The sequence below is a fragment of the Pararhizobium sp. DWP1-1-3 genome, assembly GCF_049896125.1.
Classification (GTDB): Bacteria; Pseudomonadota; Alphaproteobacteria; order Rhizobiales; family Rhizobiaceae; genus Pararhizobium.
Map to the genome: position 1 here is coordinate 15952 of NZ_JAFCTR010000003.1, position 14412 is coordinate 30363.

Consider the following 14412-nt stretch of genomic DNA (forward strand, 5'->3'; position numbering starts at 1 on the left):
TCGAGCGGATTTCCGAAAAGCACGATTGCATAATGGTCGCGGCTCTCGGTGCCTTCAAATGGCGTCCGCCACGTTACCTATCGACCAGCGTGTTGGTGAGAGATCTTGTGAGATCAATCATCCTTAAGTTGAATTTTCCTCTAGGAGTTGTTAGAACACCTGCGCTTCACCGCAGTTGGGATCGCTCTCGATGCCTGAAAATGACTTGTACAATGCCATTATTTCACATTCTGCAGAGGCCGGAATCTTCACGTGGAATCTCGGCGCAGACTTGGTTTTTGGGGATAGCGCAGTGGCCGAGCTCTTTGGCTTCAGCCTTAGGAGCGCTCTTGAAGGACAGCGAATGGCTTGCTACCTCGACCGTGTTCACCCGGACGACCTGAGTCGGGTAGCGCTTGAAATCCACAATGCAATAACGATGGACGGGGGTTATCGTTGCGAATATCGTGTACGCGGCATTGGGAACGAATTTCGACCGGTGGCATCTTTCGGACGCTGCTTTCGCACCAACAATCGCGAGCTGACGCAATTTGCTGGCATCGTATATCCCATTGAGCCGACGCCAACCGACTATGACCGACTGGTCAAGGCATGTGTCGGCGCCGCATTGCTGGCGGAGCAGCTAGGGCGAAGCGACGTCGCTTTGAGGCTTTCCGAGGTCATCTTAGCGCTGGATCCACCACCTCCCCCGCCTTCAACGTAAAGCAAAACGTGCTTCCGAGTGGTTTTGCAGGACTTACCCAGATCTTGCCGCCGTGCGCCTCAACGATGGAGCGGCATATGGAAAGCCCTATTCCTAACCCGCCTGGCTTGGTGGTGTAAAACGCGTCAAACAACTGGTCTACGTTTACGACGCCGGGACCATTATCCGTCACCATGATGCGTACGTCGCCGCTGTCGAGCCGATCGGATCGCACTTGGATTCTCCCTGGGGCGAATCCTGAGGCATTGATTGCCTCAACGGCGTTTAACATGAGGTTCAACACGACCTGTTGTAACTGGGGCCTGTCGCCGATAGCCGATGAGGTCGCTGGGTTCAGTACGGCCTCAAGCTGGATTCTGTTTTTTTGTAACTCGCCACGCGTTAGTGCGAGAACATCCTCGATCATGCTGTTTACATCGACGTTCTCCATCACCAGTGGCGATTTACGTGCCAACGCTCGAATGCTTGTGATCACGTCCCCGGCGCGATGACCATCGCGGATAATACGTTCGGCCGCTTGCCGGGCCTCTTCAATGTCGGGCTGGTCGTGGCTGAGCCAACGAATGCATGTCGCCGCGTTGGTGACGATCGCCATCAAGGGCTGGTTCACCTCGTGGGCAATTGACGCGGTCATCTCTCCCAAGGCAGTCAATCGACCTGCGCGAGCGAGAAGTTCCTGTGCCTCCTCAATGCGTTTCAAGTCGTGGATGTCGGTGCTTGTCCCGAACCATTTGAGCGTCGCGCCATGTTCGTCTCTGAGGGGAGCGACCCGAAGGAGAAACGAGCGCGGTTGTCCGTCGTATCGCAAGATCCTGGCTTCAATCTCACCTGCGATTCCAGCCTCGAGGAGATGCTGCCATTTTAAGACCACCTTCTCCCTGTCTTCATGGTGGAACGAGGCCACCCACTCACCTTCGCGCGCAGCTTCCTCAGAGATTCCGGTGTAGTCATGCCACCGCTTGTTGAAAACAGGGTAGCTGCCGTCCGGCTGCGTGTTCCAGACAAGAGCAGGAACCATGTCGTAGGAGACGCGAAGTTCCTCAGCCGCCCTCCGAGCCAGCTCCTGATTGTTCTGGGCGTCACGATAAAGGCCAGCGTTTTCAAGCGAAATCGCTGCTTGCGAAGCAAGCACTCTGAGCACTGCTACCTGGTCGTGAGTGAATAGGTGGGATGACAGACTGTTCTCGAGATAGAGCACGCCAACGAGTTGCTTCTGCCTGATTAAAGGCAGGCAAAGAACAGAAACCGACCCTGCATGTTTGAAGTAGTCATCGGCACTGAAGAGGTCCGACTTCGATGCATCGTCTAAGATCACAACATCTTGCGTGTGCGATACAAACTGCAGAATTGCATGCGGTAGAACCACGCTACCCGAGCGCTTGGTCACGACCGAGATCCCTTCCTGCGCCGTTGTTGCCTCTGCAACTGCTTCCAAGCGACCTTCTTCCCGAAGTAGAAGAACGCCCCGCTCGGCGCCAACATGCTCCAGCACCGTTATCATCAACCGTTCAATGAGCCGCTCAAGAACTATCTCGCCGGACACGGCCTGCGCCATGGTCAAGACCGCGGCAACATCCGGTTGCTGGAACTCGGACAAGGCAGCTTCCTCTCGCAGCTCGTCTGCTGTTTTTTCATATCGGAGCCCTAGATCTCGAGCCTTCCCTATCGCTCCCCAGGCCAAGTAGCAGGATCGGGCTTTTCGTAAAAACGCTGCTGAACACGTTGCCAAGCCGGCTTTTGCACAAAATTGCCACGCCATCTCGTTTGCAACAGCTTCGTTTTGAATGAAACCATATTGCCTTGCCGAATAAACCGCTTGCTCGTATAAGCTGAGAGCTTCTATCTGCCTACCCTCAAGACGCGCCGTCTCAGCGGCCAAAAGAAGGCTTCGATTGCTAAAGTTTTCCGGGCTGGCCTCCGTGCAGGTGTCAACGTACGTCTTATGAATACGGAGCGCGTCGAGGTGTATCTGTCGTTCCGTCGTCGGGACGTCGTTAGCCACCGCGGCGTGGGTGAGCGCGCTGTAAAAATGATATTCCGCAACCTCGATGAATGATCTAGCGCTCGTGTTCTTGCCCGCTTTTCGTGCGGCGTCCAGCGCGCCATGGTAGTCGCCTTGTAAGAAAAGAACTTGCAGCCGGTGAATCCAATACCAGGCAAGTACGAGCTTCAACCGTTCGCCTGCGGTCAGAAGGTATTGCTCGTAGGATTTCCTATCTGGGAGTTTGAGCGCGTGCTGGGAATCATCTTCCCCGCGAAGGTCTTCAATAAAAAGGAGTTGGCCAACGGCTGCGTCTGCCGCGAGCAGAAATCCCGTCCTTTTCGCGTCCTCCCAAAAGTTTTGCGCCTCGTTTTCCACCGACGAGAGTTCGGTCCCCGAGATCAGCATTTGTGATACCAAGGCTTGAGCGGCAGCGACGCTGAAAACGAGATCAGCGGTCGCTTCTCCGAGTTTGATTGCATTGCGGGAGAATCGCTCCGATAGCGCCATGTGCTGCGTCCACGGGACAACAAAGCACCCGTAGCACGAGTAGACACGTGCTTTGAAACGCGCCATGCCCTCGGTCTCGACAAGTTCCAGACCGAGCTGTCCGAATCTGCCGCCCGATGCGTAATCACCGAACCGAATACCCAGCGGAATAATAACGGAGACGTAGGCATAACATGAAGCGTCACAGTTGCCGTGTCTCAAGCTCAAGGAGACCATCTGTGTATAGATGATGTCCTCTAGGTTTGCATCTGTGAGGATCGCCGGCAAAATAGTGTAGGCGAGCACCTCCATAGCCGCGAGCCATTCCGGGTCGGACATTTTGGGCAATTCCACAAGTTGCTCGATAGGTCGTCCCTGTAAGAGACGATATAGATCATCCACCGCCGCCCGAACCTCACTGTCGGATGGATGCGCAGTCCACTCGATGCCGAAATCCCGCAGGTATTCCAAAGCAACGTCTACGGCCTTCGCCTGGTCACCGAGCGTCAGGTAGAGCGACGACCGCAGGCCGACCACCGCTCCGCGATCTATACGTGTTCGTGCATGACGCGCCAAATCCATCAGATGCTTCTCGGCAACCTCATGCCGGCCCGAAAGATACTCGCACTCAGCACGCTGAAGCTCCAGTTGAAATTTCAGCGAATAGCGCTGCCATCCAGTTTGCCCCACGATAAGCAGACCGGTACGAAGATGCTTTAACGCGGAAAGGTAGGCGGCAGTCGCTTTCGCTCTCTTCCCGGCTTCGAGGCAGACGTAAGCAGCTTCGAAACGAATCTCACTCAAAGCGAATGACCGAATGCCGCGGCTGACCTGGTCGGCGACTTCGAACGCTCTTTGTCGGAGGGTTTCCGGCGAGATCTTCGAAATAAACGCGCTCCCGATCCTGAAATGAGCGGCGTCCCTTTCGTCTTCCGAGACCATGCGATAGGCGGCTTCTTGAACTTTATCGTGCGCGAAGACATACGCGTCGTTGATGCGGAACAAAAGACCCGCACCCACCGCTTCCCAAAGGATCCCCACGACTTGCTGGGTCGAGTTCTCCGTGACAATGCTGAGGATCTCAGCAGTCGCGCTTGTTCCGAGGCAAGCGAGCACCTTGACCATTTCCAACGTCAATGGCGGAAGTTTTGTCAGCTTTTTCACAACCAGGTCGGCGACGTTATCCGTTATGCGCGAAGCCTGTATCCGGCCCTCGTTCCACTGCCAGACGCCGGTCTCCATATCGACGTTGATCAGTCCCTCCGCCTCAATCGCCTCCAAGAAATGCAACACAAAAAAAGCATTCCCTCCGGTTTTGTCTTCGACGACTGTCGCTAGGTAGCTTACTGCGGGTGGGTCTGCTCCAAGCATATCGGCAATCAGTTGTCCAATCGCTACGCGATCAAGAGATGTCAGTCTGATCTCAGTTAGCCCGACAACGCCGACGCACATGGCCTTCCGTGCGGCAACAAACGGATGCTCTGGCGGCACTTCATCATCGCGGTAGGCGCAAATTACGAGTAGATGGCGCAATTCAGTGTCTGTTGTTATCCTCTCAAGAAGTTCAATCGTGGCATGATCCAGCCATTGGACGTCGTCAACGAACAAAGCCAAGGGATGGGTCGAGTGAGCAAAAACTCCAAGGAACCGACGGAACACAAGATGAAAGCGCTCTCCAGCCTCATGTGGCTGCAAAGGCGGCGGCGGAGGCTGTTCGCCAATTATCAACGCAAGCTCAGGAATGAGATTAGTCATGAGTTGCCCGTTCGGGCCGAGGGCATCGAGGAGATCGCCGCGCCAACGAGCCAGCTCGACGTCGCCTAAGCTGAGTATTCGGTGGACCAGCCGTCGGAAAGCTTCGGCGATGGTCGCATACGGGATATCTCGAGTGTATTGGTCGTACTTTCCAGAAGCAAACATGCCCCCGGCGGCCTGAACAGTCTCACGCAGATCATAGACGATCGAAGACTTTCCGACACCTGCCGAACCCGAAATCAGGACTACCTCCGTCCGTCCGGTTGTCGCGACCCGGTCGTATGCCGATTTGATTTCCGCGGACTGTTCGGCGCGGCCATACAGTCCGCCTGGAGCTTTGAGACGGTTCCGCGGCTCTTCGCTCGATACTTCGATCTTCTCTAACCTACCCGTCGCCATCCAAGCATCAAGGCACCGGCGCAGATCCACCTGTAGGCCGACCGCGCTCTGGTAACGGTCGTCAGAGTTCTTCGACAGCAGTTTCTCGACGATTGCCGCTATAACTGGTGGCACCCCATCGACGCGTTGATTGACCGGGATCGGCCGCCTCGCCACGTGAGAATGGATCCATTCCGCAGGGTCGAAAGCCACATAGGGAAGTTCACCCGTCAGCATTTCGTAAAATACGACGCCAAGCGAATAGAGATCGCTGCGGGCGTCGACATTTTTCTTGATCCTGCCAGTCTGTTCCGGTGCGATGTACTGTAGCGTGTCGGGTTTTCCCGCGGATGCGTCGTCCAGATCGAGATCGCCCGTCACCACCGACGCTCGTCCAAAACCCGCCAGCCGAACGCAGTCTGCGTCATCTATCAGAATGTTTTCTGGTCGAATGTCCTTATGGACGATGCCGCGTCCATGTGCTTTTGCGACGGCGGCGGCGACATTGACTGCTGCAGACAAGAACCGTCCGATTTCAAAAGGATCGCGCAGAAATTTTCGCAGGGGTTGTCCGCCTGCATCGTGAAGGATCAGGAACGGCTTTCCATCGTGAAGTTCGATGCCCAGCGGCTTGGCCGCCCAAGAGGCATCTAACCAGTCGGTGATTGCAAGCTCTCGCTTCAGGAATTGCGTTGCATCTTTTGGGGCTATGCGCGACGTCGGCGTTACCATCAAAACCGAGGTGCCCCCCTCATGCGAGACATAGCGGTAGAGGGCGGAACTTCCGCCCTCGACCAGTGGCTCCAATAATGATTGAGACACAATCATCACGACGCTCCCATCGGCTTCCCACAAGCCGGATCGTGATCAAATCATTTCGCCTGCGCGAAAGCAAAGCCTTTGACAACTGGCAGCAATGCTAGACTTGAGCCACGCCACCGTCCGCAAAAAGCTCGGTGCCCGTAACGAAGCTGCTCTCGTCGGATGCTAGGAAAAGCGCTGCGTTTGCAATTTCCCGAGGCTTTCCCATTCTCCCGAGAGGGACGCCGGCAAGGGTCATACGCATCATCTCGCGCTTCTCCTCCTCGGTCGATCCCAAACCATGGAATCCCGGCGTCGAAGTCGGACCAGGAGAAAGAACGTTAACTCGGATGCCGCGGTGACCAAGATCGACGATCCACCCGCGAGCAAAACTCCGAATTGCCGCCTTTGTTGCAGCGTAGACGCTGAACGCCGGCGTCCCCGTCGACGCTGCCGTCGAACCGGTTAAGATAACGGACGATCCCTCCTTCAGAAGCGGCAACGCCTTCTGAACAGTAAACAGCGTTCCCTTAACGTTCGTGGCAAAGGTTCGATCAAAATGGTCCTCAGTAATATGTCCCAGCGGAGCAAACTCGCCACTGCCCGCGTTCGCAAACAAAACGTCGATATGCCCCGCCTGGGCTTTCACTAATTCGAAGAGACGGTCTATATCTCCAAGGTTGGAGACGTCACCTTGAACTCCGACAGCGTCGCCTCCAACCTCCCCGACGGCCGTATCGAGCTGATCCTGTCTCCTGCCTGTCATAAACACTTTGGCGCCCTCCTCCGCAAATCGCTTCGCGGTGGCGAGCCCAATGCCGCTGTTTGCGCCGGTGACCACGGCGATCTTTCCTTGAAGTCGCATGTCTTTATCCTTTGTGGTGTGGCGGCACGTCCGCCAAAATACGCTCGTCGCGCCTACAGAGCTAATAAGTTGGCGCAAGAGCCTGTGAGTTTCGGTGAGACACAACCTCGCAGCTCTCCGATGGGTCATCGGACCGCGATAGGTGCCAGCGGTTTCTGACAGTTGGGAACGAGGCGGGCGAAACCTGCCGCCCGCCGCGCTTTTCTCAGGCTTTGATGAAGGCGAGGATTTCCGGGTTCAAGACTTCCGGGTGCGTCGAAAGCATTCCATGCGGATAGCCTTCGTAGGTCTTGAGGGTCGCATTCTTCAGCAGTTTTGCGGAAAGCGGTCCCGAATCTGCATATGGAACGACTTGGTCGTCCGTCCCGTGCATCACCAGAACGGGGACCTCGATTTTCTTGAGGTCTTCCGTGAAATCGGTTTCCGACCATGCTTTGATGCACTCGTAATGTGCGTTGGCCGCCCCCATCATGCCCTGGTGCCACCAGTTGTTGATGAGCCCCTGCGAAATCTTGGCGTTTGGGCGGTTGTAGCCGTAGAATGGGCCGGTCGGCACGTCGATGTAGAATTGCGCGCGATTGTCGGCCAAGGCCTTTCGAAGGCCATCGAAGATCTCCATCGGGAGGCCTCCCGGATTTTTATCGGACTTCAGCATCACGGGCGGAACCGCAGCTACTATCACAGCTTTCGACACACGGCCGGGCTTCGCGCGAGCCACGTAATGCACCACTTCCCCCCCGCCCGTGGAGTGACCGACGTGAACCGCGTTCCTAAGATCGAGTGCTTCGACGACTTCGGCGACGTCCGCCGCGTACGTATTCATCTCATGCCCGGTACGGCTATGTGAGGACCGACCGTGGCCGCGGCGGTCATGCGCGATCACGCGATAGCCTTGGCTAATGAAGTAGAGCATCTGGTTATCCCAGTCGTCGCTGCTCAGCGGCCAGCCATGGTGGAACATGATCGCTTGCGCATCCTTGTTTCCCCAGTCCTTATAGAAGATCTCTGTTCCGTCTTGGACTTTCACGGTACCCATTGGCTCGTTCTCCATTTGTGATGCTTTGTGTTTGGTCGCAGCCTTCGCCGATGGGGCGACAGCAAGAGCGAGTGCAGCAGCCGACCCCGCAATGAGCGCATCGCGTCGGGTAAGGGGTAAGGCCAGTTCAGATGTCATTTTATTCTCCAATCCCAAGCCGTTATGCGTTTCTGTTCATTCTCAAAGTAAGCGAAATGGCGACAACGGTTCTTCGTCGGCAAGTGACTTGCCGCCGGTCTCATCCTCAACATGAGGCTGGCTCAGGCGTATGCTGCTGTCAGATTGATCGGCGTCTTCACAAACGGCACGAAACCTTCGAGGGATTCGATCCTCTAAAGCCACGCTTGCACATACGGATAGTCAGTCAGATCTATGTTGCCTTCGGGGGCGCGTGCGACATAGCTGTAGAGCGCCACGTCAGCCAACGTCGGACGATCGGCCACGAGCCAGTCGAGGCTCCCGAGCTCATTGTCGAGGACGGCCAGCAATGCCTGCGATCGCCGCATTATCTCGTCGGAGACCGCCCTGTCGCCGACCAGCTTAATCCGGCGCGCCGCTGCCGGGCCGTAGGCGAGTTCGCCCGCAGCGACAGAGAGCCATCGTTGCACCTCAGCCGCCCTCAAAGGATCGGCGGGAAGCCAGTCGTGCCTCTTCAGCTTCATTGCGAGATAGACAAGTATGCTGTTTGAATCGGCCACAACGATTCCGTCGTCATCGAGCACTGGCACCTGGCCGAATTTGTTGAGTTCCAGGAATTCCTTCGTCTTCTGCTCTCCGCAGAGAATGTCCACTTCAATCAGCTCGACTGGTTCCTTCAACAGTGCAAGGAACAGGAGAACACGATGAGAATGGCCGGATATTGGGTGGTGGTAGAGGCGCATTTCATCTCCTAAACGACTTGTTGGATATATGACCGCAAGTTTTCGGGGTGGCTCACCTCAAGTCGAACTCATCGTTCGACGTGATTGTCGCTGCCAGAGTTGAACCGGTCTTTCGAGAACGTCGGGCGAAAACCCTTATTTTACAGCGGTCGCGGATACCCGGAAGTAATCGACCGCTTTGGCAATCATCTGTTGGACCTCGTCAAGACGGCCGGCGTCGCGTTCCTTCACGCCTAGCGCTCCCAGTTCTTCTGACAGCGAGTGGAACGCTATCGCAGATCTGCCCCCTGGGAGCTCGCGAACGAGGATCCGCAATGGCAAGTCCAATGCGGATAGAGGCGTATCGAGCATGACGGGCGTCCCCGCCTTGGGATTTCCATATATGAGAACACGGGTCTCCGGCATCGCCATACCGTTCTCCCGAGCTACCTTCGCATGGTCGATCTCGGCAAAGATCGTCAGGCCTGCCTTGTTGATGGCCATCATGATCGCCGACAAGGTGTCGTCGAAAGTATGCGTCGTACGATGTTCGATCGGTTTCGAGTGCATGTGCGAACTCCTCAGTGGCTCGGGTCGCCTTCCGGCTTAAACGCCCTCGTATACACAGCGCGTAAACAGCGCTGGCGGGATGACCCACTGCCCGAATTTCGCATCCCACTTTTCGGTCGGATTGGCCGCGATGGTCTCCTCGACCGTACGTCCATCCTTTTTCAGCTTGGCGACGTTTTCTCTTGCGCCAACGAGCATATCCCGCCAGACGATCAGATCCTGCCTGTTGCCGATGTCGCCGTGGCCAGGAATGACGAGGGTTTCCTTGTCAATCATCTTAATGTCGGCCTCGGCGGCATTGATCTGCCCGTCGATGCTGCCGCCGGTCGAGTAGTCGATAAACGGATAAATGCCGTTCCACAGCGTGTCGCCTACGTGGATGATATTGGACTCTTCGAAGAAAACGGAGATGTCGCTGTCGGTGTGGGCTGGGCCGTAGTATTTCAACGCGATCGATTGCCCGTTGTGCCTCAGCATCTCCTTGTCGTTCTTCATAATTTGCGTTGGCAACGCGCTTTTCGGCGACGGAGGAAAATCAAAATTCCAGTCGTCTACACGTACCGCTGAGGCAAGGTGCTTGAGGGTGTTTGGATGGGCCAAGATCGCAGCACCCTCGGAGTTCAGCCACTCGTTTCCATCGGTGTGGTCGAAATGCCAATGTGTGTTGACAAGGTGGGTGATCGGCTCCGGACCAATGTCGGAAAGGGCCTTCTCGATACGTGTACGGGTGGCCGTTATGCCGGCGTCGACAAGAAGCTTGCCGTCCTTCCCTGCGATGACGCCGACGTTTCCTCCGGAACCCGTCAGCACGGAGACGCCGCCCCTCAGCTTTGTGGTCGTGATGTCCGCTGTCACCGCCGCCCGGCGGATAATATTGACCTGGCTTTCCGCCGCGGCAAAGACTTCGCGCGGAGTCAACCATCCGCCGGTCGTCGCGAATGTCGCAGCGCCGAGGCAGCACAAGCAGAATCCACGTCGGGAGAGAGCGTTCGAATGTTTTGTCATGTGAGGCTCCATCTGTTGAACGAGCGTTGATGAATGAGTGCCGCCACGCAGGGGAGGCCCGCGTGGCGGCCGCCTCGACCTGATCGGCTGACTTATCAGTCGAGGACGTTGCCGCTTGCCATCGTCAAAGCTGAATGAAAAAGAAGAAATACTGCGCCTTAATCTATGGCAGCACCCTCTCCCTCATCTTACAGTCTTTGTAGCGTTGTAAACCGTTGATGGCCTTGCCTTACTGGTACCGATATCCACTCTTGGGAGCGAGCTAGTTGTCGTAAGGCGAAGTGAGATGCCGTGAGGCACCTTCCATTTTTATGCCCAAGCGCTTCGCGACCTAGACCTTGGTCTAGTTTTTCATCGCCGTATTTGCGCATGTTCTTACGTAAGTCGAATTGAATAGCTCCCCCCGCTTCATTACGATTGCTTAAAATCGCATCACGGGAACTCGTCTTCCGCGCGTCGCGGAGGAGGATACGGAGTCACCTAAATCAATACGACGGAACTTGGCAGCCGACGGGGAGTGAGCCATGCAAGTCCAGATGTCTTCAGCGATCGACGATCTCCAACCAGCGGACGGATCGACGTCAGCGCACTTGGCGACGATAGGCGAGATCGGAGGCGACGCAATTCGTTTCGGTCGTTTCTGCGCAATCCCGCATTCAAGACAGCTTTTGATGGATGGAAAGCCAAGGGAAATCGGCGGAAGAGCTTTCGATCTTCTCATGGTCCTCTTGAAGTCGAATGGTGGGATCGTCACAAAGATCGAGATCTTCAACGAGGTCTGGCCGTCAATGGTCGTCGAAGAATGCAACCTTCGCTTCCAAGTTGGATCGCTCCGAAGAGCTCTGGGCGATAACGGAGAAATAGTGAAAACTGTCGTTCGCAGGGGATACATGCTGGTCCGCGAAGGCTCCCAGGACGACCTCGTTCCTTCTGACGCAATTTCTCTTGATCCATCGTTCACAACCGTTAAGCCGGCGACGGCCTCGGCGATCGTGCTTATTGAGGACGATGAAGGGGTCCGCGACGCGATTTCAAGCCTGCTGCGTTCCGTGGGACTGGACGTAACCTCATATTCTTCTGTCCGGAGTTTTGAAGAGAGCACTTTGCCACAAGCGCCATCTTGCATCATCCTCGACGTTTGCCTGCCCGGCACGAGCGGTCTGGAATTTCAGGCCGAGCTCCAGAGAAAGGGGCTATCTTATCCAATCATATTCATAAGCGGTCACGCCGACGTGCAAATGTGTGTCCAGGCAATGAAAGCGGGCGCACTTGAGTTTTTAACAAAGCCGGTGCGCTATCAGGATTTGCTCACTGCCGTCAATATCGCAATCGGCAGGTCAGAGGGGGCCGTTTATTAGTATCGTTGATATCAGTCTAGCCGAACAAACGCGTGCCTCCGGGTGCGCGTTTCTCTGTCGAAATAGCTGAATCCCGCTACGCGTGTGATGCATACTGCTCAAGGAATTCCCACCCACCACAACTCACGCCACATCTCGACATCTCACAACATGTCCGAGTATTCGCACTGTAGGTTCATGGAAGCGAAACCAGCCCCTTCGGAAAGCAGTCCAGGGCCAAACGAGGTTACTCTCCATGAACAAAATACTCTCCATTTCGGCGGTGGTCGGCGCATTGCTTCTCAGCCAATCGGCACTGGCCGCGTCAAAGCCGACGGTTGTCCTTGTGCATGGTGCATTCGCCGAATCTGCAAGTTGGGGCGGGGTCGTCGCGAAGCTTCTCAAAGACGGGTACCCCGTGATCGCGGTCGCCAACCCATTGCGCGGGCTGAAGTACGACGCAGACTACGTATCGACCGTCGTTAAAACGATCGACGGTCCGGTCGTACTCGTAGGGCATTCCTATGGCGGGTCTGTAATCACCGACGTCGAAGGCAAGAACGTGAAATCCCTCGTCTATGTGGCTGGACTTGCGCCCGAAGACGGTGAAAGCGTAAGCGCTCTGGGAAAGAAGTTTCCCGGCAGCACGTTGGGTGAAACCCTCGCTCCTCCGGTATTGCAGCCCGACGGAAAGCACGACCTATACATTCTCCAGAGCAAATTTTGGAAGCAGTTCGCCGCCGACGTCCCGCAATCGAAAGCCGAAGTGATGGGCGTTGAACAGCGGCCAATCGCCGCCGAGGCCTTCGAAGATCCTTCGAGCAGCCCCGCCTGGAAAAGCCTTCCCTCACGGTTCATTTTCGGAACGGAGGATAAGAACATCCCTCCGACGCTCCACGCATTCATGGCAAAACGCGCCGGCTCGAAAGAGACCGTCGCGGTAAAAGGCGCCTCGCATGTCGTGATGATTTCGCACCCGGATCTGGTCTCCGCAATGATTGAGCGAGCCGCTGGCGACGAATAGCGCTCGCTCGTGCCACGCCTCTGAAATCATGGAGCATCCAATGCAGACCAATAGCGCCATCAAGGTGAGCTTGGGTACGGCGGGTGACGTGTTCGAGACGTTCGAAGAGAGCCTTCACGTCGAACACCTCAAAGTCGCTGACCCTAACATCTTCCTCGCGAAACTCACCCGCGAGAACGGCAACCTTTCCATCACGACCTCACTCGCATCGGGTGCCGGAACATTCGTACTGGCCGCGCGCGACTCCGAACTACGCCTCGAGCAAAAGGGACGGCTTCTCTACCACGGCGTCATGATCGAAGACAGCGTGGCCTTTGTCGAGGGCCCCGATCCCATATCGGTCGAGTTGCAGTCCGACGCCTGTCTTTACGTCCTGACGTTTTTGCACGAGCGCCACCGGTGGCCCGGCGAAGTGGTGGGCGGACGATTCAACATCCGGGATCCAAGGCTGTTAGAGATCATGGGTGAGATCCTCGAGAGTTCTGTCGTACGCCGAAGCGAACTCACGCAGAACTTCTCAAGCGTCGCATTTGATCGCTACCAGGAGCTTCCACGCGTCCACCCCCTTTCGGCATGGCGGCTAAACCGCGTCAAGCGCTATGCAGAAGCGCGTTTAGACCGGCGCGTCACTCTCGAAGAGCTTGCCGACGTCGCAGGGTTCTCAAGAACGCATTTTGCCGCGACCTTCAAAGCGGCCACCTCCATGAGTGCGCATGAGTTCCTGCTCCGCCTTCGCATCCAGTCCGCGGCAAAGCTTCTGCATGAGACCGATCTTCCGCTCGTCGATATCGCGCTTCAATGTGGCTTCCAGAACCAGCCGCATTTTACGACGGTCTTCAAGAAGATGACGATGGCCACGCCGCGTAGATGGCGGGACGCCCGTCGCGGTCTGCCGGCTTCCTCTATTCTCTACCTGCAATACCGACAGAGTGCAGTTCGCGATATTCCACCAGACACTGGCGGGCAGTTACGCCACGACATGCACTGAGAGAACGCAGGCGCCGCAAGACCGGCTTTTTCCCAAGGAGTCCAGTATGACACGCATCCCACTTCACCCGTCCATCGAAGCCGCGCCGGAGGCTGCCAGGCCCACACTCGAAGCCATAAAGAAACAGATGGGCAGCGTCCCGAACGTTTTCAGGATGATGGCGAACAGTCCGGCCGTCCTTGAAGCCTACGCCTCGCTGAGCGGTGCGCTCGGAAAAGGTAAGCTCGACAAGAAGATCCGAGAGCGGATCGCACTGGCGATAGCCCAGAAAAACGGTTGCGGATACTGCCTCGCCGCACACACTTACACCGGAACGCACGTCGCGAAACTCAGCATCGACGAGATTGCAGCAGCTCGTCGGGGGGGCTCCTCGGACGCCAGAGCGAACGCCGCCGTGAAGTTCGCCGTCAAGGTGGCGGAGGAGCGCGGGAGCGTCACGGAGGAAGAGCTCCAGACGATGAGGGCGGCCGGATTTGACGACGGCGAATTGCTCGAGATCGTTGCCCATGTCGCCGCTAACACGTTCACCAACTACATGAACGAGGTTTTCAAAACCGAAGTCGATTTCCCGAAGGTGGACCACCACGCCAACTGAAGGAAGTCGTCGACAAGCGGACAAT

10 protein-coding genes and 1 pseudogene are annotated in these 14412 nt (G+C 56.4%); 5 read left to right on the forward strand and 6 right to left on the reverse strand.

The window, feature by feature from the left end; genetic code table 11:
- Nucleotides 1-190: 190 nt before the first annotated feature.
- Nucleotides 191-703, forward strand: coding sequence for a PAS domain-containing protein (locus ACP7BS_RS08055; protein ID WP_426237519.1), 513 nt, complete (start codon nucleotides 191-193; stop codon nucleotides 701-703).
- On the opposite strand, the gene ACP7BS_RS08060 is transcribed toward ACP7BS_RS08055, so the two are convergent.
- From ACP7BS_RS08060 to ACP7BS_RS08085, 6 genes and pseudogenes are all read right to left on the reverse strand, one after another.
- Nucleotides 660-6134: an AAA family ATPase gene (locus tag ACP7BS_RS08060; protein ID WP_426237521.1), complete on the reverse strand. Its 5475-nt coding sequence runs from the start codon at nucleotides 6132-6134 to the stop codon at nucleotides 660-662. The genes ACP7BS_RS08055 and ACP7BS_RS08060 overlap by 44 nt on opposite strands.
- Nucleotides 6135-6225: 91 nt before the next feature.
- On the reverse strand, nucleotides 6226-6972 hold the full coding sequence (locus ACP7BS_RS08065; RefSeq protein ID WP_426231991.1) for an SDR family oxidoreductase: 747 nt from the start codon (nucleotides 6970-6972) through the stop codon (nucleotides 6226-6228).
- 205 nt (nucleotides 6973-7177) lie between these two features.
- Nucleotides 7178-8008 (reverse strand): alpha/beta fold hydrolase, encoded by an 831-nt coding sequence (locus tag ACP7BS_RS08070; protein ID WP_426238052.1) that lies wholly within the window; start codon nucleotides 8006-8008, stop codon nucleotides 7178-7180.
- Nucleotides 8009-8268: 260 nt separating this feature from the next.
- Nucleotides 8269-8889: pseudogene (locus ACP7BS_RS08075) on the reverse strand (glutathione S-transferase family protein).
- Nucleotides 8890-9024: 135 nt separating this feature from the next.
- Nucleotides 9025-9438 (reverse strand): DUF302 domain-containing protein, encoded by a 414-nt coding sequence (locus ACP7BS_RS08080; RefSeq protein ID WP_426231993.1) that lies wholly within the window; start codon nucleotides 9436-9438, stop codon nucleotides 9025-9027.
- A gap of 36 nt (nucleotides 9439-9474) precedes the next feature.
- On the reverse strand, nucleotides 9475-10443 hold the full coding sequence (locus ACP7BS_RS08085; RefSeq protein WP_426237523.1) for an MBL fold metallo-hydrolase: 969 nt from the start codon (nucleotides 10441-10443) through the stop codon (nucleotides 9475-9477).
- 524 nt (nucleotides 10444-10967) lie between these two features.
- Between ACP7BS_RS08085 and ACP7BS_RS08090 the strand changes: the two genes are divergently transcribed.
- From ACP7BS_RS08090 to ACP7BS_RS08105, 4 genes are all read left to right on the forward strand, one after another.
- Entirely contained in the window at nucleotides 10968-11801 is an 834-nt protein-coding gene (locus tag ACP7BS_RS08090) for a response regulator (RefSeq protein ID WP_426237525.1), read from the forward strand.
- Nucleotides 11802-12036: 235 nt separating this feature from the next.
- On the forward strand, nucleotides 12037-12804 hold the full coding sequence (locus ACP7BS_RS08095) for an alpha/beta fold hydrolase (RefSeq protein WP_426231996.1): 768 nt from the start codon (nucleotides 12037-12039) through the stop codon (nucleotides 12802-12804).
- Between the two features lie 40 nt (nucleotides 12805-12844).
- Nucleotides 12845-13792 carry a helix-turn-helix domain-containing protein gene (locus tag ACP7BS_RS08100; protein ID WP_426231997.1) on the forward strand — a complete coding sequence of 316 codons (948 nt, stop codon included), beginning with the start codon at nucleotides 12845-12847 and terminating at the stop codon, nucleotides 13790-13792.
- Nucleotides 13793-13838: 46 nt separating this feature from the next.
- Nucleotides 13839-14387 (forward strand): carboxymuconolactone decarboxylase family protein, encoded by a 549-nt coding sequence (locus tag ACP7BS_RS08105; RefSeq protein ID WP_426237527.1) that lies wholly within the window; start codon nucleotides 13839-13841, stop codon nucleotides 14385-14387.
- The last annotated feature ends 25 nt before the right edge of the window (nucleotides 14388-14412 follow it).

Coding starts and splice junctions, on each gene's coding strand:
- ACP7BS_RS08055 (WP_426237519.1), top strand. CDS start 191: ATGCCTGAAAATGACTTGTACAATGCCATTATTTCACATTCTGCAGAG.
- ACP7BS_RS08060 (WP_426237521.1), bottom strand. CDS start 6,134: ATGATTGTGTCTCAATCATTATTGGAGCCACTGGTCGAGGGCGGAAGT.
- ACP7BS_RS08065 (WP_426231991.1), bottom strand. CDS start 6,972: ATGCGACTTCAAGGAAAGATCGCCGTGGTCACCGGCGCAAACAGCGGC.
- ACP7BS_RS08070 (WP_426238052.1), bottom strand. CDS start 8,008: ATGGGTACCGTGAAAGTCCAAGACGGAACAGAGATCTTCTATAAGGAC.
- ACP7BS_RS08080 (WP_426231993.1), bottom strand. CDS start 9,438: ATGCACTCGAAACCGATCGAACATCGTACGACGCATACTTTCGACGAC.
- ACP7BS_RS08085 (WP_426237523.1), bottom strand. CDS start 10,443: ATGACAAAACATTCGAACGCTCTCTCCCGACGTGGATTCTGCTTGTGC.
- ACP7BS_RS08090 (WP_426237525.1), top strand. CDS start 10,968: ATGCAAGTCCAGATGTCTTCAGCGATCGACGATCTCCAACCAGCGGAC.
- ACP7BS_RS08095 (WP_426231996.1), top strand. CDS start 12,037: ATGAACAAAATACTCTCCATTTCGGCGGTGGTCGGCGCATTGCTTCTC.
- ACP7BS_RS08100 (WP_426231997.1), top strand. CDS start 12,845: ATGCAGACCAATAGCGCCATCAAGGTGAGCTTGGGTACGGCGGGTGAC.
- ACP7BS_RS08105 (WP_426237527.1), top strand. CDS start 13,839: ATGACACGCATCCCACTTCACCCGTCCATCGAAGCCGCGCCGGAGGCT.